Origin of the sequence: Streptomyces sp. SID8352, from assembly GCF_009862265.1 — a bacterium.
GTDB lineage: Bacteria > Actinomycetota > Actinomycetes > Streptomycetales > Streptomycetaceae > Streptomyces.
In genome coordinates this window covers 119,224-138,254 of the sequence record NZ_WWGX01000043.1, presented here as the reverse complement: position 1 = coordinate 138,254, position 19,031 = coordinate 119,224, and the positions used below count along the sequence as shown (strand labels likewise).

16 protein-coding genes and 1 riboswitch are annotated in these 19,031 nt (G+C 75.0%); of the genes, 11 read left to right on the top strand and 5 right to left on the bottom strand.

Translation table 11 applies throughout. The features are described 5' to 3' along the window. Nucleotides 1–37: 37 nt before the first annotated feature. On the bottom strand, nucleotides 38–3,244 hold the full coding sequence (locus GTY84_RS15095) for a M20/M25/M40 family metallo-hydrolase (protein WP_161226775.1): 3,207 nt from the start codon (nucleotides 3,242–3,244) through the stop codon (nucleotides 38–40). A gap of 229 nt (nucleotides 3,245–3,473) precedes the next feature. Continuing rightward, nucleotides 3,474–4,904 (bottom strand): helix-turn-helix transcriptional regulator, encoded by a 1,431-nt coding sequence (locus GTY84_RS15090; protein ID WP_237532284.1) that lies wholly within the window; start codon nucleotides 4,902–4,904, stop codon nucleotides 3,474–3,476. Nucleotides 4,905–5,197: 293 nt separating this feature from the next. Here GTY84_RS15090 and GTY84_RS15085 point away from each other — a divergent pair, with 293 nt between their 5' ends. Continuing rightward, entirely contained in the window at nucleotides 5,198–6,001 is an 804-nt protein-coding gene (locus tag GTY84_RS15085) for a lysophospholipid acyltransferase family protein (protein ID WP_345943439.1), read from the top strand. A 78-nt stretch (nucleotides 6,002–6,079) separates the two neighbouring features. On the opposite strand, the gene GTY84_RS15080 is transcribed toward GTY84_RS15085, so the two are convergent. Beyond that, the gene (locus tag GTY84_RS15080; RefSeq protein ID WP_161226773.1) at nucleotides 6,080–7,762 is read right to left on the bottom strand and encodes an alpha/beta hydrolase; all 1,683 of its coding nucleotides are present in this window, start codon (nucleotides 7,760–7,762) and stop codon (nucleotides 6,080–6,082) included. Nucleotides 7,763–8,220: 458 nt separating this feature from the next. Between GTY84_RS15080 and GTY84_RS15075 the strand changes: the two genes are divergently transcribed. Then, the gene (locus GTY84_RS15075) at nucleotides 8,221–8,394 is read left to right on the top strand and encodes a hypothetical protein (RefSeq protein ID WP_161226772.1); all 174 of its coding nucleotides are present in this window, start codon (nucleotides 8,221–8,223) and stop codon (nucleotides 8,392–8,394) included. Continuing rightward, a riboswitch (cyclic di-AMP (ydaO/yuaA leader) is annotated at nucleotides 8,380–8,441 on the top strand. Its footprint overlaps the gene before it by 15 nt. 35 nt (nucleotides 8,442–8,476) lie before the next feature. After that, entirely contained in the window at nucleotides 8,477–8,950 is a 474-nt protein-coding gene (locus tag GTY84_RS15070; RefSeq protein WP_161226771.1) for a C40 family peptidase, read from the top strand. 406 nt (nucleotides 8,951–9,356) lie between these two features. Here the strand turns inward: GTY84_RS15070 and GTY84_RS15065 are convergent, their stop codons facing one another. Then, nucleotides 9,357–9,842: an ATP-binding protein gene (locus tag GTY84_RS15065; RefSeq protein ID WP_161226770.1), complete on the bottom strand. Its 486-nt coding sequence runs from the start codon at nucleotides 9,840–9,842 to the stop codon at nucleotides 9,357–9,359. Between the two features lie 213 nt (nucleotides 9,843–10,055). On the opposite strand from GTY84_RS15065, the gene GTY84_RS15060 reads away from it, so the two are divergent. Together GTY84_RS15060 and GTY84_RS15055 are read left to right on the top strand one after the other, a co-directional pair. Next, on the top strand, nucleotides 10,056–10,916 hold the full coding sequence (locus GTY84_RS15060; protein ID WP_161226769.1) for a helix-turn-helix transcriptional regulator: 861 nt from the start codon (nucleotides 10,056–10,058) through the stop codon (nucleotides 10,914–10,916). Nucleotides 10,917–10,937: 21 nt separating this feature from the next. Continuing rightward, the gene (locus tag GTY84_RS15055; protein ID WP_161226958.1) at nucleotides 10,938–11,168 is read left to right on the top strand and encodes a DUF397 domain-containing protein; all 231 of its coding nucleotides are present in this window, start codon (nucleotides 10,938–10,940) and stop codon (nucleotides 11,166–11,168) included. Between the two features lie 68 nt (nucleotides 11,169–11,236). Here the strand turns inward: GTY84_RS15055 and GTY84_RS15050 are convergent, their stop codons facing one another. Further along, nucleotides 11,237–12,364 carry an 8-amino-7-oxononanoate synthase gene (locus GTY84_RS15050; RefSeq protein ID WP_161226768.1) on the bottom strand — a complete coding sequence of 376 codons (1,128 nt, stop codon included), beginning with the start codon at nucleotides 12,362–12,364 and terminating at the stop codon, nucleotides 11,237–11,239. 152 nt (nucleotides 12,365–12,516) lie between these two features. Between GTY84_RS15050 and bioB the strand changes: the two genes are divergently transcribed. The 6 genes from bioB to GTY84_RS15020 all read left to right on the top strand — a co-directional run bounded on the left by bioB (nucleotide 12,517) and on the right by GTY84_RS15020 (nucleotide 18,932). Then, the gene (gene bioB / locus GTY84_RS15045) at nucleotides 12,517–13,878 is read left to right on the top strand and encodes a biotin synthase BioB (RefSeq protein ID WP_161226767.1); all 1,362 of its coding nucleotides are present in this window, start codon (nucleotides 12,517–12,519) and stop codon (nucleotides 13,876–13,878) included. Next, the gene (locus GTY84_RS15040) at nucleotides 13,871–15,157 is read left to right on the top strand and encodes an adenosylmethionine--8-amino-7-oxononanoate transaminase (RefSeq protein WP_161226766.1); all 1,287 of its coding nucleotides are present in this window, start codon (nucleotides 13,871–13,873) and stop codon (nucleotides 15,155–15,157) included. The genes bioB and GTY84_RS15040 overlap by 8 nt, the downstream gene beginning before the upstream one ends. Nucleotide 15,158: 1 nt before the next feature. After that, nucleotides 15,159–15,875, top strand: coding sequence for a dethiobiotin synthase (gene bioD / locus GTY84_RS15035; RefSeq protein ID WP_161226765.1), 717 nt, complete (start codon nucleotides 15,159–15,161; stop codon nucleotides 15,873–15,875). A 675-nt stretch (nucleotides 15,876–16,550) separates the two neighbouring features. Beyond that, nucleotides 16,551–17,240, top strand: a complete 690-nt coding sequence (locus GTY84_RS15030; protein ID WP_161226764.1) for a class I SAM-dependent methyltransferase — start codon at nucleotides 16,551–16,553, stop codon at nucleotides 17,238–17,240. A gap of 238 nt (nucleotides 17,241–17,478) precedes the next feature. Further along, the gene (locus GTY84_RS15025) at nucleotides 17,479–18,048 is read left to right on the top strand and encodes an RNA polymerase sigma factor (protein ID WP_345943437.1); all 570 of its coding nucleotides are present in this window, start codon (nucleotides 17,479–17,481) and stop codon (nucleotides 18,046–18,048) included. Continuing rightward, nucleotides 18,045–18,932: an Ada metal-binding domain-containing protein gene (locus GTY84_RS15020; protein ID WP_237532283.1), complete on the top strand. Its 888-nt coding sequence runs from the start codon at nucleotides 18,045–18,047 to the stop codon at nucleotides 18,930–18,932. The genes GTY84_RS15025 and GTY84_RS15020 overlap by 4 nt, the downstream gene beginning before the upstream one ends. The last annotated feature ends 99 nt before the right edge of the window (nucleotides 18,933–19,031 follow it).

Here is a 19,031-nt window from a genome sequence, read left to right as displayed (position 1 = left end):
GATCAGTGGATCAGTCGATCAGTGGTGCGGGGCCGGGTCAGATGGCCTGCCAGAGGGCGGGCACGTTCGGCGGGTCCCAGCCCGGGTAGGCGGTGTGACCCTGGAGGCACCGGTAGCGGACGCCGTTGTAGGTCACGATGTCACCGGCGGCGTAGGTCGCGCCGAGCTGCCAGGTGGTCTCGCCACCGCCGCCACCGCTCACGGTGAGGGTGTAGGTGGTGGTGTGCGCGACCGAGCCCGAACCGGTGAAGGTCAGGGTGTAGGTCCCGGCGGCGGTGCCGGCGGCGACCTGGACGGTGGCGGTCGAGGACTGGCCCGAGGTCACGGAGGCCGGCGAGAAGGAGACGCTCACGCCGGACGGCGCGCCCGAGGCGGAGAGCCGCACGGTCTGCGCGTTGCCGGTGGTGGTGGCCGTGCGCACGGTCACCGAGGCGGAGGCGCCGGGAGCGACGGTGCCGGAGGCCGGGTCGGCGGAGACGGAGAAGTCGTCCGTCGGGTTGGAGACCTCACCGACGGCGGTCTTCCAGATGGTGTACGCGATGCCGTCCGCGCTGCGGTTCAGGGCGGTGGCGTTGATGTTGGACGTGGTGTCGCAGGAGGAGTGGTAGCAGGGGTCGTAGGCACGGCCCGCGGTACCGCCCCACTTCGTGGCCTCGGCGGCGGACTTCACCGCGGAGGCACCGGTGGCGTAGCCCGAGGTGGCGATGCCGACCTTCTGGAAGGAGTAGTCGTCGGAACGGCCCTGGCCCTCGACGTTCTCCTGCGGGGCCAGACCCAGCGAGGTCCAGTACTCCTTCATCGGCGCCGAGGCGGCCGAGTTCAGGTTGTTGATGAAGTAGCCGCCGTTGACCGAGGCCACCATGTCGAAGTTGTAGTACGCCTTGATCTTGGCGCGCTCAGTGGTGGAGAGGGACCGGGCGTAGAAGTCGGAGCCCTTCATGCCCTGCTCCTCGTCGGTCCACCAGGCGAACCGCACGCGGTTCTTCATGGTGGGGTCCGTCTTGGCCAGGGTCAGCGCGGTCTCGAGCAGCGCGGCGGAGCCGGAGCCGTTGTCGTTGATGCCCGGACCGGCGGAGACGCCGTCGAGGTGGGCACCGAACATGTAGACGCTGTTGGCGTCGCCCTTGGGCCACTCGGCGATCAGGTTGTTGCCCGCGCCGGCGGTGCAGCCGGAGGTGCAGGTCTGCTCGGAGACCGAGTAGCCGGCCGCTTCCAGCTTGCCCTTGACGTAGGCGAGGGAGGCACGGTAGCCCGCGCTGGTGGAGCGGCGGTTGCCGCCGTTCTGCGCGGCGATGGTGCTGAGCTGCGACAGGTGGGCCTGGACCTGGGCGACGTCCACGTCCGGCGGGTTGTTCGGCGTGGTGCCGCCGCCGACGGTCAGGTTGTACTGGACGGTGTGGGTCTTGCCGCCCGCGGCGCCCTGGACCGTGATCGTGTACGCACCGGCGGCCGTGCCGGCCGAGGTGGCGACGCGCATGGTGGAGCTGGAGCCCGAGGTGACGGTGGCCGGGCTGAAGGTGACGCTCACGCCGGCGGGGGCGCCGGAGGCGGTCAGCGAGACCTGCTGGGCGTCACCGACGGTGGTCGAGGTGTTGACCGTGGCCGTGGCGGTGGCGCCGGCGTCGACGCTGCCGCTGGACGGGCTGAGCGCCAGCGAGAAGTCGGCGTCCCGGCTGGTGCAGGTCGGGTCACCGGTCTGCGCGCCGATGTTGATGGCGTCCCAGGCGGCCCGGGTGGTGTTGAACAGGGCGCAGGAGGCGTCCAGGTTCTTCGCCGCGGTGAGGGTCGCGGTGCGGTACCGCTTGTAGGTCATGCCGCTGGTCTTGAGCAGCATGCCGCCGTAGAAGATCTTGCCGGCGTTCTGGATGCCCACGCCGGTGATCTGCTGGTTGTTGCAGGTGGGGCTGGAGGGCTTGCCGCCGCCGGGGTTGGAGCCCTCGGAGAGCAGGTAGAACCAGTGGTTCAGCGGACCGGCCGCCGCGTGCTCCTCGGTGTTCGGGATCGAGGCCGAGTAGCAGTTGGGGTCGTTGTTGACCTGGCTCGGGTTGTACATGTTGCGGATCGGACCGCGGCCCTGGAGGTTGATCATCTCGCCGACGGTGAAGTCGGGGGTGTCGTACGGGGCCGGCTCGTTGGCGTACGCCTCGGTGAGGGCGCCCATGATGTCGCCGGTCGCCTCGCCCAGGCCGCTCTCGTGGTTGGCGCCGCCGGGGGTGAAGGAGTCCAGGCCGTGGCCGAACTCGTGGGCGACGACGTCGATGCCGGCGATCCACTTGTTGGCGGTGTTGCGGCCGATGGTGACGGTGGAGCCGTCCCAGTAGGCGTTCAGCTCGTTCAGACCGACCCGGACCGGCCAGCTTCCGCCGTTGCCGTTGTGCCCGTTGCGGCCGAGCCAGTCGCGGAGCATGTCCGACTGCTTCTGCGCAGCGAACATGACGTCGACGCAGCCGGTCTCCTTGCTGGTGGCGCTGCCCGTGCCCCAGTCGTCGGTCGCCTTGGTGAAGAGGCCGCCGCTGTAGTCCGAACACTGCAGACCCGGGCGGGTGGTGTCGCGCAGCACGTAGTTGCTGCCGGAGCGCGAGGTGTCGATGGTCAGCGGGCTCGGGCCGTTCCACTCGCTGCGGCCGGTGCCGGCGCGGACCTCGTCGTAGCTGTCGACGACCTTGCCGGAGAGCGCGTCCACGAAGACGTGCAGCCTGGTGGGCCGGTTGTCCTTGGCGGAACCGGTGACCACGGTCTCCCAGGCGAGGGTCTGGACGTCGTCCTTGACCCGCACCACGAGCCGCGGCGCCTCGTTCTTGGTCACCTTGGCGACACGGGCGCGGCTGGTGCGCTCGGCGCGGTCGGCCTTGACCCGGGCCTCGGTGGGCACCGCGATCGTGGCCTCGGTGGCGGACCGGACGGCCCGGACCTTGCCCTGGCCGTCCGCCAGGACGACCGCGTCACCGCCGACCACGGGCAGGCCGTGGTAGGTGCGCTCGTAGGCGACCGAGTACAGGTCCTTGCCGCCCCAGGGGGTGACGTCCGTGCGGTCGTACTGCTCCTCGGCACCGCCCGCGACGAGCGCGTCCAGGCCGCTGTTGACCGCGCGGTCGGCGGCGGCGACGGCTCTGGCGACGGACGAGGTTTCGGCCGGGGCGGACGCGGTCGCCGCCGAGGCCGAGGCGAGGGAGGCCGGCACCACCACCCCCCCGATGGTCAGGGCCAGGGAGGATATCCCGGCCACCGCGGTCGTTCTGAGCATCATTGCTCCTTGTGAGAGGTGTGGAGGCTCCGGTGAGCCGGCCCGGGCCCGGTCATGCCGGGTCCGCGCGGGCTCGGGAGTCGCGACGGCACACCCGTCGACACAGTGACGGTTGCATGTCATGTCGTGGGCGGCTGAACCCTCACACCGCGCCGCGCCAGGGTCAACTGCCCCACCAGCAACGTCCGGTCCCGGCAAAATCCGGCAAGTGGAAGAAGGACGCGTCGAGTTACCCGCCCGCGTCCAGCAAACGCTCCCGGTAGGCCCGTACTTCCGGAACGTCGCGCCACTGTCCGGCGAGCCGACTGTGGAGCCCCCGCAGCTCGGCGCTGACCATGGACTCACGGGCCCGCAGGGCGTCCGCGAGCACCTCTCCCGCCAGGGCCGCCGCCGCGGCGGGATCGCCCGCGCAGGCCCAGCTGTCGGCGAGCCGCAGGGTCAGCAGCAACCGGGTGGTGCGCATCTCGGGCGGCACGCTGGCGCAGGAGCGGGCGGTGGCGGAGACGGCCCGCCGGGCGGTCGACCGGTCGCCGGTGGCGACGGCCAGATCACGCAGGGCGCCGCCGATCGCGGAGTCCATCCGCATCTCGCCCTCGGCCCCGGCGAGCCAGGGCGCCTCCAGCAGATCACGCCGGTCCAGCCGGGCGAACTTGCGCCGGGCCAGGGCGATGTGGCGCCGGCACTCGACCGCGTTCCCGGCCATGGCGTGGCCGCGGGCCTGGTAGAGGCCGGACAGGGTGGTCATCCAGCGGCGGCCGGTGTCCACCGCGCCGACGCCCACCGCGTAGGCGAGCGTCGAGTGGGTGTCCCCGTCGAGCCGGACCAGGGTGCACGTGTCACTCAGCAGGGTGGCCCGCGCCGGCGCGTCCTGCACGGCATCGGCCCAGCGCAGCCCGTGGCCGAACCAGGCCATGGCGACGGCGCTCTGCCCCCGGTCCATCCGCAGCCGCCCGGCGACCTGGGCGTACTGGGCGGCCAGCCGGAGCTGTCCGTAGGGCAGCCGCCCGGTGGCGTTGACGGCGTCGGCCCACCGGGCGAGGGCCCGCAGCAGTCCCTCGACGACGGCCACCCGGTGGTCGTCGGGGGGCTGCTGGAAGGTCTCGCGGATCAGACAGGCGAGCACCGCCGTGAGCCCGTGCAGCAGATCCGGCTCGGCGTCCGCCCCGCACGGGGGCGCCGCCCCCGCGACGAGGGTCGAGGAGGCGCCCAGCAGCTCCGGCAGCGCGGGCAGCTCGGAGCGGTCGGGCACGGCGCAGCCCGCGGTGCCGTGCAGGGGGCAGGCCAGCCCCTCGGCGGGCAGCCGGTCGGGCCAGTGCCGGGGGTCGAGGGCACCGTGGCCCTCGGTGTTGTCGGCGCCGGGCAGGGGGGAGAACAGCCCGGGGTCAGCCAGGAAACGGCCGGGACCGTGCGGCACGTCGCGGGGCGCGGCGATCACCGCGGCCAGCTCGCCACCGGTCTCCAGGACGGAGTCGAGGCGGCGCACCAGGCCGATGGGCGGCTCGCGCAGCCCCGCCTCCAGTTTGCTGACCACCGAGTGGTGGTAGCCCACCCGCAGGCCGAGCTGCAGCTGGGTGAGCCCGGCGGCCCTGCGCCGGGAGCGCAACTGTCTTCCGAACTCCGCCCATGACGCCTCGCCCGCTCTCGCCGGACCTGTGATCATGTCCCCTCCCCCGGTCATGTCCCCTCCCCTGCCGGGCTCCGTTCGGGAGCCGTACATCCGGGCTTCGTAGCCCGCTGCTAGGGGACAGCACAAGGGAGGGCACCCGCCGCGTCAATCGAGTTGACCGAAGAGCGTCCGAACCGCGCCCGGCGGCGCCCGGCGGAGGGGCCGGGCTACGATCGGTTCCCGGGCCCCGGGCGGGCCGCCGCCCGCCGGGCGGCGCGGCGCGGCACCACGCGCCGCGGCGCCGTGCCGGAGGGCCCGGCGGGCGACGGAAGACGGGGAGACCGGGCGTGTTCTACCACGTGCTCAAGTACGTTCTGCTGGGCCCCCTGCTGAAGCTGGTCTTCCGCCCCCGGATCGAGGGCCTGGACCACGTGCCGGACACCGGGCCCGCCATCGTGGCGGGCAACCACCTCTCGTTCTCCGACCACTTCCTGATGCCGGCGGTGCTCAGGCGCCGGATCACCTTCCTGGCCAAGGCCGAGTACTTCACCGGCCCGGGGCTGAAGGGGCGGCTGACCGCCTTCTTCTTCCGGTCCATCGGACAGATCCCGGTGGACCGCAGCGGCAAGGAGGCGGGGCGGGCGGCGATCCGCGAGGGGCTCGGGGTGCTGGGCCGGGGCGAGCTGCTCGGCATCTACCCGGAGGGCACCCGTTCGCACGACGGGCGGCTCTACAAGGGCAAGGTGGGGGTCGCGGTGATGGCGCTCAGGGCCGGGGTGCCCGTGGTGCCCTGCGCGATGATCGGCACCTTCGAGGCGCAGCCCCCGGGGCGGCGGCTGCCCCGGCTGCACCCGGTGGTGATCCGGTTCGGGGAGCCGCTGGACTTCTCCCGTTTCGCCGGTATGGAGAACCAGAAGGCGGTGCTGCGCGCCGTCACCGACGAGATCATGTACGCGGTCATGACGCTGTCGCGGCAGGAGTACGTCGACCGGTACGCGGCGGAGGCCAAGGCGGACGCCAAGACCGCCGGAGCGGACGCCAAGACGGCCCGGGAGGACGCCGGGACGGCCCGGGAGGACGCCGAGACGGCCCAGGCGGACGCCGAGGCCGCCGGGGCGGCGGAGCGGGAGGCGGGGCCGCCGGGCCGCTAGCGGCCGTACGGGCGGCGGGGCCGGGCATGCGGGAGGGGCGGCCGGTGGCTCCGGCCGCCCCTCGTCGCGCTCAGGAGGTTACGGCCTGGGCGTGGCGTGCGGGTCGCAGGTCACGTCCCGGGCGTCGAGCCCGCCGGTGAGGAGGTAGGCGTCGACCCGGTCGTTTACGCACGGGTTGAGCAGCCCGGTGACGCCGTGGGAACCGGCGTTCCGCTCGGTGATCAGGCGGGAGCCCCTCAACCGCTGGTGCAGTTCGACGGCGCCGGGATACGGGGTGGCCGCGTCCCGCTCGGACTGGACGATGAGGACGGGCGGCAGGCCCTTGCCGGTCCGCACGTCGACGGGCGTGCGCTGCGGGCCGGGCCAGGTGGCGCAGGGCAGGTTCATCCAGGCGTTGGCCCAGGTGATGAACGGGTTGTCGCGGTGCAGCCGGGTGTTGTCGCGGTCCCAGGTGCGCCAGTCGGTGGGCCACTTGGCGTCGGCGCACTCGACGGCCGTGTAGACCGCGTTGCTGTTCTCCGAGGCGATGTTGCCTGCGGTGTCGGCGGGGTCGGGCGCGGCGGCGTCGACGACCGCCCGGGTGTCACCGGCGGCGTAGCGGCTGAGGACGGACGCGACGGGCGCCCAGCCCGAGTCGTAGTACGGGGCGCTCTGGAAGAAGCCGATCAGCTCGGCCGGGCCGACGACCCCGCCGATGGGGGCCCTTTCGGCGGTGGCGCGCAGGGCCAGCCACTGGGCCTGGACCTGGGCGCGGGTGGTCCCGAGGTGGTAGACGGCGTCGTTGGCCGCGACCCAGTCCTGCCAGTCCTTCCACCGCTTCTCGAAGGCGACGTCCTGATCCAGGTTGGCCTGGTACCAGATCTTCTCGCGGGAGGGGTTGACGACGCTGTCGACGACCATGCGGCGCACATGGCCCGGGAAGAGCGTGGCGTAGACGGAGCCCAGGTAGGTGCCGTAGGAGACGCCCAGGTAGTTGAGCCCGCTCTCGCCGAGGGCGGCGCGGATGACATCGAGGTCGCGCGCGGAGTTGGGCGTGGTCAGGTACGGGAGCAGCGCTCCGGCGCGCTCGCCGCAGCCCTCGGCGTACTCCCGGGCGAGCCGGCGCTGGAGGCGCTTGTCGGCCTCGGAGGAGGGCACCGGGTCGGCCTTCGGGCCGGCGGCGAACACCTGCGGGTCCACGCACGAGACGGGCGCGGACCGGCCGACGCCGCGCGGGTCGAACCCGACGAAGTCGTAGGCCTTGGCGGCCTTGGCCCAGATCGCGTTCCTGTTGGTGACGCGGGTCGGGAAGCGCATCCCGGAGGCGCCGGGGCCGCCGGGGTTGTAGACCAGGGCGCCCTGGCGCTCGGCGGCGGTGCCGGTGTTGCCGATGCGGTCGACGGCCAGCCGGATCGTCCGGCCGTCCGGCCGCGCGTAGTCGACGGGCACGGTGACCCAGCCGCACTGGATGGGGCGGGGCAGGTTCCAGTCGGCCGGGCAGTCCTTCCAGTCGACGCCGGCCCGCGCGGCGCGGGCGGCGGCGACGGCGACGCCCCGCGCCTCTCGGCCGCCGTCCCGGCCGTTGCCGTTCCCGCCGTGTCCGTTGCCGTTCCCGCCCTGGTGGTCGTCGCTCCGGCCGCTCCGGTCCGCGTACGGGGCTCCGGCGGCCGGGGCCGCGCTCGCCGCGGGTACCGAGACGGCGCCGGCTATCAGCGTGGCGGTGACGAGCACTCCGGCCGAGCCGAGCGCCGCCGCCCTCCGTCCCCGTCTTGTCTTCCTCAACTGGCCCTCCGTATATGGATGGTGACGAACAGGGGCATCCTTTCGGCTGTGCGTCACCCGCAGACAGGGGCGGCAGGACTTCTTTGCCAATCCGATAAATGGACAATCGTGTTCGATCGTCGGGAAGGGGCGCCGCGCACCCCGGCCTGCGCGCGGAGGCCGGGAGTCCGCCGCCGGAAGCCGGGCCCGCACGGGAGGCACGCGCCCGGGCGGCGGGGCGGGCCGAACGGCGGACCGCCTTTCGGCGTAGGAACGGCCCGGTTTCCGGCCCCCCGGAGTTGCGCCCCGGGCCGTCCGGTGCGTCCCGCGCGGAGGCGGGCCGGGCAGCGGGTCGCGGGGGCCGGGAGGGCCCGGGGTTGACGCCGGATCAGCCCCTTACACCCGGACGGGTCAGCGGTGAGTAACAACACAGAGGCCCGATTCCACTGGGATTTTCCGACTTGAGTACGACAAGATCCGTGACTGACGACAAGACCCCGCCGCAGCGGCGGGGCGGTCCGGGCGGACGCCGAGTCCTGCCGCCGCCCGGACGAACGGTCGACGAGGAGTGGATCGGCAGGAGTGGAGGACCCGAGCACGACGGGTCGCCGGTACGGTCGCGCCACGGCCGGGCCGAGCAGCCCTTGGGGTGAAGCCGCGCAGACGCGGCCGGGCAACTTCGCCAGCCCGAATCCGACAGGTCATCCTTCACAGGCGGCTGACGAAGGGTTGCGCATGACTGCGCTCAATCGCGTCCCGTCCCTCATGGCCCGTGCCGGTACGGCCTCGGCCCTCACCATCGCCGCCGTCGGCGGTGCCATCGTGGTCCCCGGCGCGGCCCCTGGGGCCGCCGCGGCCGGCCATGCCACGAAGGCGCTCCAGGTCGCGGCGTCCAAGAAGGGCTCCCCGTACCAGTGGGGCGCCACCGGGCCGAGCCGGTTCGACTGCTCGGGCCTGACGCAGTACTCGTTCAAGAAGGCGGGCAAGAAGCTGCCGCGCACCGCCGCGCAGCAGTACAACAGCACCCGTCACATCAGCTCCTCCAGCCGCAAGCAGGGCGATCTGGTGTTCTTCCACGCGGGCCCGAACGTCTACCACGTCGGGATCTATGCGGGGCAGGGCAAGATCTGGCACTCGCCGAAGACGGGCGCCGTGGTGCGGCTGGAGAAGATCTGGACCAACAGCGTCTGGTACGGCCGGGTCAAGTGAGGCGACCGGGGTGAGGCGTCCCGGGCACCGGTGACGGTCCGGCGGACCACCGGTGCCCCGGGTGACGGCGCCCCGGGCTCGGTGCTCCGAGCGCCCCTGGTCCGGGCCCTGGCGCCCTGTCCGGCCGGGGGACGGGGCCGTCCGGGACGTCGGGCCCGTGCGCCGGGCCCGCGTGCCCGGCGTGGGCGCTCCGGGTGCCGACGCGCCGGTCCGCGCCCCCGGCGTGGGTGCCCGGAGTGCCGACGCCCCGGCCTCCGGCGGGTCCTTGGCCGGGGCCTCCGGCATGACGCTTCGCGGATGCGCGCCCTCCGGGGCCTCCGGCCCGGGCCCCGGCGGACTCCTGCGGCGCTGCCCGGCCTCCGGTCGCCCCGGTGGACCGGTGGCCCCGGAGGGGGCCCGCTCCAGCTCAGTCCCCCCGGCCCTGGTGGGGGGCCGCGACCGGCACCGGGAACGGTTCGGCCGCCGACGGCTCCTGCGGGGGCCGGGGCAGCTCGACCCGGACCGTCTTGCCGCCCTCGCGCGTGGAGCGGACCAGCAGCCTCCCACCGCCCTCCGCCGCCAGCCGGCGGACGATCACCATGCCCCGTCCGCTGTCCTGCTGGGGGGCGGCCCGCAGCCGCTTGGGGAAGCACGGGTGGCTGTCGGTGACGCCGACGCTCAGCCGTTGGTGCCGGTCCAGCACGAGGTCCACGGTGAAGGTGGGCGACAGTCCCGAGGTGTGCTGCACCGCGTTGGTCGCCAGCTCGGAGACGATCAGCCGGACCGCCTCCACGACGTCGGCGTCGGCCGCCAGCCCCCATTCGGCCAGCGTGCCGAGCGCGTAGGTGCGCGCCACGGCCACCGACGCGGGCTCGCTCGGCAGAGTGACGGATGCTTCCAGATGGTCTGCCATGGCGATGTCGCCCCTTTCCCGCGGGACCGCGGTCCGGCATGAAGCGTGGGGTTCGAGTACGGTCCCGGACTGGTGCTTCGCCGTCAGACTGCCATCACCGCACCGGCGGAGGGGGCGATCCGCCAGGATATGCATATATCTGTCGCTCGAAGCGGTGAACTCCGCGACGGCGGACCGTATTCGGGCGGCTCGTGGGGAGTAAGGGAGTGACCCATGCAGCACGGTCCCGTGGTGCGCCGCCGCAAGCTGGGCGCGGAGTTGCGCGCCCTGCGCACGGCGGCGGGGATCACCAGTGGTGAGGCGGCCCGGCTGGTGGGCTGGCACCAGTCGAAGGTCAGCCGGATCGAGACCGGCACCAGCGGGGTCAAGCCGCCCGACGTGCGGCTCCTGCTGGACGCCTACGGGGTGCACGACACCCAGTTGCGGGAGCTGCTGGTGGTGCTGGCCGGTTCCGACAACGCGGTGGGCCGGGAGCACTGGTGGCACGCCTACCGCGGTGTACTGCCGCCCACCTACCGGGACTTCATCAGCCTGGAGTCGCAGGCCACGGCGATGCGCACACTGGAGACCACGGTGGTCCCGGGCCTGCTCCAGACGCCGGAGTACGCCCGCGCGGTGACCCGCGCGGCGGTGGAGGCGCTGCCCGAGGAGCGGCTGGACGCCCTCGTCGCGGTCCGGCTGGCCCGGCAGGACGTGCTGCGCGCGAGTCCGCCGCTGCGGCTGAACGCGGTGCTGGACGAGGCGGTGCTGCGGCGGGAGGTCGGCGGACCGGGCGTGATGGCCCGCCAGCTGGAGCGGCTGGTGGAGGCGGCGCGACTGCCGCAGGTCCGGCTGCGCGTGCTGCCGTTCGCCGCCGGGGCACACATCGGCGTCACCGGGCCTTTCGTCATCCTGTCGTTTTCGACCACGTCCGATCTTGACGTAGTAGTTCTCGACCACTTGACGAGTAGCCTCTACCTCGAACGGAAAGAAGACCTGGAGGCCTACACCGAGGCCTTCAACGCCCTTCTGCTCCATGCCCTTTCGCCCGAGGAATCGTTGGACTTCATTGCCGCGACCGCGGCCGGCGCGTAAGGAGGCACCATGTCAGGCACCATGTCCCCACTCACCCGGAGTGTTCCCGCCAGTACCGATCTGCACGAGGTCCGGTGGCTGCGCAGCAGTTACAGCACCGGAGCCAACAACTGCGTGGAGACGGCACGACCGTCGGCCGGCCCCTGGGCCGGACGGCTCGCCGTGCGCGACTCCAAGGACCCGGCCGGACCCGCCCTGCTCTTCTCCCCCGTGAGCTGGTCGACGTTCACCGCCGCGGTCCACCGGGGCTGACCCGGCCGCGATCCCGCATCACGCACCGCGTACGGGCACCACGCGACGCACGACCGTGCTCCGCCGACTCACGGCCGCGTCTCGCTGATCACCCGTACGGCACGGTCGACCAGATCCCCGGAGAGGTCCGCGCGTGCGGTCAGCCTGAGCCGCGAGATGCCATCGGGCACGGACGGAGGGCGGAAGCACCCCACGGCCAGGCCGGCCGTACGGCAGTCGGCCGACCACCGCGCGGCCTCCTCCGGGGAGGGAGCACGCACGGAGACCACCGCGGCGTCCGGACGCACCGCGTCCAGACCCGCGGCGGTCAGCCGCGCGTGCAGCCCGGCCGCCACCTCCCGCGCCCGCTCGGCCCGCCACGGCTCGCGGCGCAGCAGGCGCAGCGCGCCGAGGGCCGCCCCGGCCGCGGCGGGGGCGAGCCCGGTGTCGAAGATGAACGTCCGGGCCGTGTTGACCAGATGGCCGATCACCCGCGCCGGGCCCAGCACGGCGCCGCCCTGACTGCCGAGCGACTTGGAGAGGGTGACAGTCGCGACGACGTCGTCGGCGCCCGCGAGCCCCGCCGCGCGGACCGCGCCCCGCCCTCCCGGACCCAGCACCCCGAGGCCGTGGGCGTCGTCCAGGATCAGCCCGGCGCCGTGCTCCCGGCAGGCCGCGGCGAGGGCGGCGACCGGCGCGGCGTCTCCGTCGACCGAGAAGACCGTGTCGGACACGGCGACGGCCGGGCCTCCATGGGTGCCGAGGGCCTTGGCCACGGCCTCGGGGTCGGCGTGCCCCACGACCTGGGTGGCGCCCCGGGCGAGGCGGCAGCCGTCGATCAGCGAGGCGTGGTTGCCGGCGTCGGAGACGAGGAGGCTGCCGTGCGGGGCCAGCGCGGTGACCGCGGCGAGGTTGGCCGCGTAGCCGGAGGAGAGGACCAGGGCCGCCTCGAAGCCGCAGAACGCGGCCAGTTCGCGCTCCAGTTCGGCGTGCAGCTCGGTGGTGCCGGTGACCAGGCGGGAGCCGGTGGCACCGGCGCCCCAGACCGCCGCGGCGCGGGCCGCGGCCCCGGTGACCTCCGGGTGCCGGGCGAGGCCGAGGTAGTCGTTGCTCGCCAGGTCCAGCAGCGGCGAGTCGGCGGGGCGCGGGCGCAGGGTCCTGGTCAGTCCGGCCCGGGCGCGCCGCTCCGCCGCCTCGTCGATCCAGCCGAACGCCATGGGCCGTCCTCCGCAGGGGTTTTGTAGGCAGTGAACAGACCCTAGCCGTCCGTTCACCCGTACGAGGTGTGGTCATACCCACACGTCGATCGGCCACTGTTGTGCGAAGCCTCCTTGGCCCGGAGCCTCCGCGTAGGACAGGATCAGTTCCCATGGACCTGCTGAACACGCTGGTGGACAAGGGACTTCGGCGCGAGCCGCCGACCCGCGAGGAGGCGCTGGCCGTCCTCGCGACTTCCGACGACGACCTGCTGGACGTGGTGGCCGCGGCCGGCAGAGTGCGGCGGCACTGGTTCGGCCGACGGGTGAAACTCAACTATCTGGTCAACCTCAAGTCGGGCCTGTGCCCCGAGGACTGCTCGTACTGCTCGCAGCGGCTCGGTTCCCGGGCCGGCATCCTCAAGTACACCTGGCTCAAACCCGGCCAGGCGTCCGACGCCGCCGCCGCGGGAGTGGCGGGCGGGGCCAAGAGGGTGTGCCTGGTGGCCAGCGGGCGCGGCCCGACCGACCGGGACGTGGAGCGGGTCTCCGAGACCATCCGGGCCATCAAGGAGGGCAACGAGGGCGTCGAGGTGTGCGCCTGCCTCGGCCTGCTCTCGGACGGCCAGGCGGAGCGGCTGCGCGAGGCGGGCGCCGACGCCTACAACCACAACCTGAACACCTCCGAGGCGACGTACGGGGACATCACGACGACCCACACGTACGCCGACCGGGTGGACACGGTGCGCAAGGCGCACGCGGCCGGGCTGTCCGCCTGCTCGGGGCTGATCGCGGGCATGGGCGAGAGCGACGCGGACCTCGTCGACGTGGTGTTCTCGCTGCGCGAGCTGGACCCGGACTCGGTGCCGGTCAACTTCCTGATCCCGTTCGAGGGGACGCCGCTGGCCAAGGAGTGGAACCTCACCCCCCAGCGCTGCCTGCGGATCCTCGCCATGACCCGGTTCGTCTGCCCGGACGTCGAGGTGCGCATCGCGGGCGGGCGCGAGGTCCATCTGCGGACGATGCAGCCGCTGGCGCTGCACCTGGCCAACTCCGTCTTCCTCGGGGACTACCTCACCAGTGAGGGCCAGGCGGGCCGGGCCGACCTGGAGATGATCGCGGACGCCGGGTTCGAGGTCGAGGGCACCGACCGGGTGACCCTGCCGGAGCACCGGGTGGCCGGCGGCCACGGGGCGCCGGAGGGCGCCGGGGGCTGCGGAGGGCACGGCGGAGCGGGGGCCTGCGGCTCCGGTGGTGGGGGCGAGGGGGCCTGCGGGCCGCACGGCGCGGACGGCGGGCGCGAGGGGCACGGGATCTACGGGACGGCCCCCTCGTCGGCCAGGTCGTCGGCCTCCGCGGCGGCTCCGGGGGCCGCCGACGGCGCGGCGCCCGGGACGAGCGAGGGCGGGGCGGGCGAGGGCGGGGCGGCCGGGTCCGGTCCGGAGACCGCCGCGGGTCCGGCCGCCGCACCGCGTCCCGATCTGGTCGCGGTGCGCCGCCGAGGCGCCGGGACGGACCTCGCGCCCAATGCCTGAGCACGCTTCGACGGTGGCCGAACTGCTGGACCTGGACCGGCGGCACGTGTGGCACCCGTACGGTCCGATGCCCGGACGGCAGGACCCGCTCGTCGTGGAGTCGGCGAGCGGGGTCCGGCTGCGCCCGGCCGACGGCTCCGGGGAACTGGTCGACGGCATGTCCTCCTGGTGGTCGGCGATCCACGGCTACAACCACCCGGTGCTCAACGAGGCCGTCCGCGAGCAGCTGGAGCGGATGAGCCACGTGATGTTCGGCGGGCTCACCCATGAGCCCGCCGTGCGGCTGGCGAAGCTGCTCGTCGACATCTCGCCCGACGGCCTGGAGCACGTCTTCCTCGCGGACTCCGGGTCGGTTTCGGTCGAGGTCGCCGTCAAGATGTGCCTGCAGTACTGGCGTTCGCTCGGCCGCCCCGCCAAGCGCCGCCTGATGACCTGGCGCGGCGGCTACCACGGCGACACCTGGCAGCCGATGTCGGTGTGCGACCCCGAGGGCGGGATGCACGAGCTGTGGAGCGGGGCGCTGCCCCGGCAGGTCTTCGCGGACGCCCCGCCCGAGCGGTTCGAGGAGGCGTACGCCGAGCACCTTCGGGCGACGGTCGAGCGGCACGCCGACGAGCTGGCGGCGGTGATCGTCGAGCCGGTGGTGCAGGGCGCGGGCGGGATGCGGTTCCACTCCCCCGCGTATCTGCGGGTGCTGCGGGAGGCCTGCGACGCGCACGGCGTGCTGCTGGTCCTCGACGAGATCGCCACCGGGTTCGGCCGCACCGGCGCCCTGTTCGCGGCCGGGCACGCGGCGGTGACGCCGGACGTGATGTGCGTCGGCAAGGCGCTGACCGGCGGGTACCTCACGATGGCGGCCACGCTGTGCACCTCGCGGGTGGCCGAGGGCATCTCGCGGGGCGAGGTGCCGGTGCTGGCGCACGGGCCGACGTTCATGGGCAATCCGCTGGCCGCGGCCGTGGCCTGCGCCTCGATCGGGCTGCTGCTCGGCCAGGACTGGCTCGCCGAGGTCAAGCGCATCGAGGCGGGACTGCGCGACGGGCTGGCACCGGCCGCCGGACTGCCCGGGGTGCGGGACGTGCGGGTGCTGGGCGCGATCGGGGTGGTGCAGCTCGACCACCCCGTGGACATGGCGGCGGCCACGGCCGCGGCGGTGCGCGAGGGCGTGTGGCTGCGGCCGTTCCGGGACCTGATCTACACCATGCCGCCGTACGTCACGGGCGACACGGACGTGGCGCGGATCGCCTCGGCGGTCCGCGCGGCGGCCCGGGAGGGATGACATGCCGGTACTGGTGATCACGGGCACGGGCACGGAGGTCGGCAAGACGGTCGTGACCGCCGCCGTCGCCGCGGCGGCGCTGGCCGCCGGGGAGTCGGTGGCCGTGCTCAAGGCCGCGCAGACCGGGGTGGCGCCGGACGAGCCGGGGGACGCCCTGGAGGCCGCCCGGCTGGCCGGGGCGGTGACGGTGGCCGAGGTCGCCCGCTACCCGGAACCGCTGGCCCCGGGCACGGCGGCGCGGCGGGCCGGGCGGGCGCCGGTGCGTCCGTGGGAGGTGGCCGAGGCCGCGGACAGGCTGGCCGCGGAGCACGATCTGGTGCTGGTGGAGGGTGCGGGCGGGCTGCTGGTCCGCTTCGACGACGCCGGGGGCACCCTGGCGGACGCCGCCGGGGCGCTGGCCGCGCCGGTACTGGTGGTGGCGTCGGCCGGGCTCGGCACCCTGAACACGACGGAGCTGACGGCGCGGGAGCTGCGGACCCGGGGGCTGCGGCTGCCGGGCGTGGTGATCGGGAGCTGGCCCGGCACCCCGGACCTGGCCTCCCGCTGCAACCTGGCGGATCTGCCGGAGGTCGCGGGGGCACCGCTGCTGGGCGCCGTACCCGCCGGGGCGGGCGGGCTCGACCCGGGCGCCTTCCGCACGGCGGCCCCGGAGTGGCTGGCTCCCGCCCTGCGCGGCACGTGGGACGCGGACGCCTTCCGGGCCCGGGAGGGCGCCTGACCCGGCGTACGGCCCCGGGCACGGCCCCGGGCACGGCCCCGGGCACGGCCCCGGGCACGGCCCCGGGCACGGCCCCGGGCACGGCCCCGGGCACGGCCCCGGGNCACGGCCCCGGGCACGGCCCCGGGCACGGCCCCGGGCACGGCCCCGGGCACGGCCCCGGGCACGGCCCCGGGCACGGCCCCGGGCACGGCCCCGGCGGGGCGGGTCTCCGTGGACGGAGCGCCGTTCGGTGCCCGCCCCGGCCGGGGCCGTTTCCGCCGGAGCCGGACCTCCGTCACCCGGCCCGGCGAACCCCCTCCCGGAGCGCCACGTCGGCGGGACCGGGGCCCCGGCACCGCGCCAAGGGGACCAGGACCGGTGAGCCGCCCGGGGCGGGAGGCCGGACCGCCCGGCGTGGGCGGTGAGCGCGGACGGGGACCCGCGAGGCCCCTGCGCGGCGCGGGGAGCACGGCGCAAGCGCCCGTACGGCACCGCGTGGCCGGGGAGTCCGGACGCGCCCGGAGTTCGCCCCGCCGCCGCTCCGGCGCGGAGGGCGGCACGGCGGCCACGGCGGACCCGGGGCGACCGGGGCGACCGGGGCGACCGGGACGCACGACGGCGCCGGTTTGCGCGGGCGCCGGGCGGGGACCGGGGGCAGGATGGCGGGGCGGGGGCGCCCGCGGAGGAGGGTTCATGGTCCGGGGACCGGTGCGGGACCGCGGCACGGCGCGGGACGCCGTGCGTCATCCGCTGTTCGCCCGCTGCTACGCCCGCGCGGGCACCCGGGCCGAGACCCGGCTCGGCATCGGCCGGGTGCGGGAGCGGCTGCTGGCCGGGCTGTCCGGGCGGGTCATCGAGATCGGCGCGGGCAACGGCCTGAACTTCGCGCACTACCCCGCCGCCGTCTCGGAGGTCGTGGCCATCGAACCCGAGCGGCTGCTGCGCCGTCTGGCCCTGGAGGCGGCCGTGCGCGCCGAGGTGCCGGTGGACATGGTGCCGGGCGTCGCGGAGGCGCTCCCGGTCAAGGGCGAGGCGTTCGACGCGGCCGTGTTCTCCCTGGTGCTGTGCAGCGTCCGGGACCTGCCACGGGCGCTCGCGGAGGTCCGCCGGGTGCTGCGGCCGGGCGGCCAGGTGCGCTTCTTCGAGCACGGCCTCGGCGGCGGCCGGGCGATGAACCTCGCCCAGCGCGCGCTGGACCGTACGCTCTGGCCCGCCGTGGCCGGCGGCTGCCATCTGTCCCGGGAGCCGGTCGCCGCCCTGCGGTCGGCCGGGTTCACCCTGGGCCCCTACCGCCGGATGCGGCTCCCCGAGCGGGGCCCGGCCCTGCCGGTGTCGTACTGCGTGCTCGGCACCGCGTGGCGGCCGGGACCCGGCGGACGGTAGGCCCTCGTCGCCACGGCCCCGTCCGCCCCGCGGCGCCCCGCACGCGCCCCCGCCGCACCGCGCCCCGGTCCGCGGACGGCCGGAGCGGCGTCGGGGCGGCCCGGGAGCCCGCGCCTGACGCCGCAGGGTCCGCCCGCCGGGCGGACGGGGCGGTCCGGCGTCCGTCCCCGGCGCGGTGCCGGTGCCGGCGGGCGCAACCGTTCGACGGACGGCGGTGTTCAGGGAGGTGATGGACACGATGCCCTCTCCGCTCACCGACTTACTGGCGGCGGACCTCGACCGCGGGTTCGCGGAACTGGTGCGCGCCCACGGCGGTGCCGTGTACTCGGTGCTGCTACGGCTGTCCGGTGCCCCGCGCGACGTGGAGGACCTGACGCAGGAGACGTTCCTGCGGGCCTACACCGCGCTGCGGGACTACGTGCCGGAGCGGCGGCGGGCGCTGAGGCCGAGGGCCTGGCTGCTGGCGATCGGCACCAATGTGTGGCGCAACCACGTGCGGACCCTGACCCGGCGGCCCGCCCCGGACGACGGCGTGGACGTCCAGGAGCTGCCCCTGACGGACACCGGTCCGGGACCCGAACGACTGACCGAGCACGCGTTCGCGAGGGAGCGGCTGGTGGCCGCGCTCGCCGGACTGCCCGAGCACCACCGGGTGCCGGTGGTGCTGCGCCACATGGGGGAACTGAGCTACACCGAGATCGCGGAACTGCTGGGGTGCCCGGTCGGCACCGTCAAGGCCCAGGTGTCGCGGGGGCTGGCCGCGCTGCGCGCCGCGCCCCACCTGGCGGAAGAGGAGGTGATCGGATGAGCCGGCTCCACCGCGGGTCCGGCGGCCCCGACGGGCCCCGCGACCCGGCCCACCGCTCCGTGAACGGGTCGGCCGCGCCCGGCGCGCCCTCCGCCGGGACCGGTGACGGCGCTCCCCCCGGCCTCGGCTCCCTGAACGTGCCGATGCCGGCGGACCTGGCCCTCCGCATCATGCGGCGGGCCGGGGTCCCCGACCACGCGTACGACCGCTACACCCTGGTCGCGGGCCCGGTCACCGCGCTCTACGTGGCCCACGGCCGGGGCGCGGTCACCGGGACGGCGCCGGCCGACCGGTACGGCACTCCGGAGGAGTTCGAGGAGGCGCACCTGCGCCGCACGGGGCACAGCCCGCTGCGCACCGCCCGTCCGCTGCCCGGTGTCGCCGGGGCGCTGCGGACCGGCCGCGACCGGATGCTGCGCTACGACTACGGCGCCCTGCCCCCCGAGCGGTGGCGGGTCCTGGAGGCGGTGCGGGGCATCCCGCGCGGCCAGGTGCGCCCCCTGGGCTGGCTGGGCCGGGAGGCGGGACTGCCGGGGGCGAGCGCGGCGGAGCTGCTGGCGGCCGTCCGGGCCAACCCCGCTCCCGTGCTGATCCCGGTGCACCGGCTGGGCGGTCCGGACGGCCGTCCCCTGGCCTGCGGTCTGCCGCCGGAGCTGGTGGACCGGCTGCGCGCCCACGAGGGCGTCGACGAGGAGCGGCTGGACCGGTTCTCCGCCGACGGAACCCGCTACCTGGGCAGCGACACGACCCGGATCTTCTGCTACCCGACCTGTGCGCACGCCCGCCGCATCACCGAACGCCACCGGGTGCCGTTCGCCTCGGTGGACGCGGCGCGGGCGGCCGGATACCGGGAATGCCTGAGCTGCCGCCCCGTGGCGGCCTGACGGGGCGCCGGTCCGCGGGCTCCACCGGCGTACGGGCGCCCTCCGCACGCGGGGCCGGGGCGGCTTCCGGGCCCGTACGGGCACCGCCGGTCAGCGTTC

What these genes read in the sequence shown, in the direction of transcription:
- GTY84_RS15040 (WP_161226766.1), top strand. Translation starts at nt 13,871, where the DNA reads ATGCCTGAGCACGCTTCGACGGTGGCCGAACTGCTGGACCTGGACCGG.
- bioB (WP_161226767.1), top strand. Translation starts at nt 12,517, where the DNA reads ATGGACCTGCTGAACACGCTGGTGGACAAGGGACTTCGGCGCGAGCCG.
- GTY84_RS15050 (WP_161226768.1), bottom strand. Translation starts at nt 12,364, where the DNA reads ATGGCGTTCGGCTGGATCGACGAGGCGGCGGAGCGGCGCGCCCGGGCC.
- bioD (WP_161226765.1), top strand. Translation starts at nt 15,159, where the DNA reads ATGCCGGTACTGGTGATCACGGGCACGGGCACGGAGGTCGGCAAGACG.
- GTY84_RS15090 (WP_237532284.1), bottom strand. Translation starts at nt 4,904, where the DNA reads ATGATCACAGGTCCGGCGAGAGCGGGCGAGGCGTCATGGGCGGAGTTC.
- GTY84_RS15055 (WP_161226958.1), top strand. Translation starts at nt 10,938, where the DNA reads ATGTCCCCACTCACCCGGAGTGTTCCCGCCAGTACCGATCTGCACGAG.
- GTY84_RS15020 (WP_237532283.1), top strand. Translation starts at nt 18,045, where the DNA reads ATGAGCCGGCTCCACCGCGGGTCCGGCGGCCCCGACGGGCCCCGCGAC.
- GTY84_RS15025 (WP_345943437.1), top strand. Translation starts at nt 17,479, where the DNA reads ATGCCCTCTCCGCTCACCGACTTACTGGCGGCGGACCTCGACCGCGGG.
- GTY84_RS15065 (WP_161226770.1), bottom strand. Translation starts at nt 9,842, where the DNA reads ATGGCAGACCATCTGGAAGCATCCGTCACTCTGCCGAGCGAGCCCGCG.
- GTY84_RS15070 (WP_161226771.1), top strand. Translation starts at nt 8,477, where the DNA reads ATGACTGCGCTCAATCGCGTCCCGTCCCTCATGGCCCGTGCCGGTACG.
- GTY84_RS15095 (WP_161226775.1), bottom strand. Translation starts at nt 3,244, where the DNA reads ATGCTCAGAACGACCGCGGTGGCCGGGATATCCTCCCTGGCCCTGACC.
- GTY84_RS15030 (WP_161226764.1), top strand. Translation starts at nt 16,551, where the DNA reads ATGGTCCGGGGACCGGTGCGGGACCGCGGCACGGCGCGGGACGCCGTG.
- GTY84_RS15060 (WP_161226769.1), top strand. Translation starts at nt 10,056, where the DNA reads ATGCAGCACGGTCCCGTGGTGCGCCGCCGCAAGCTGGGCGCGGAGTTG.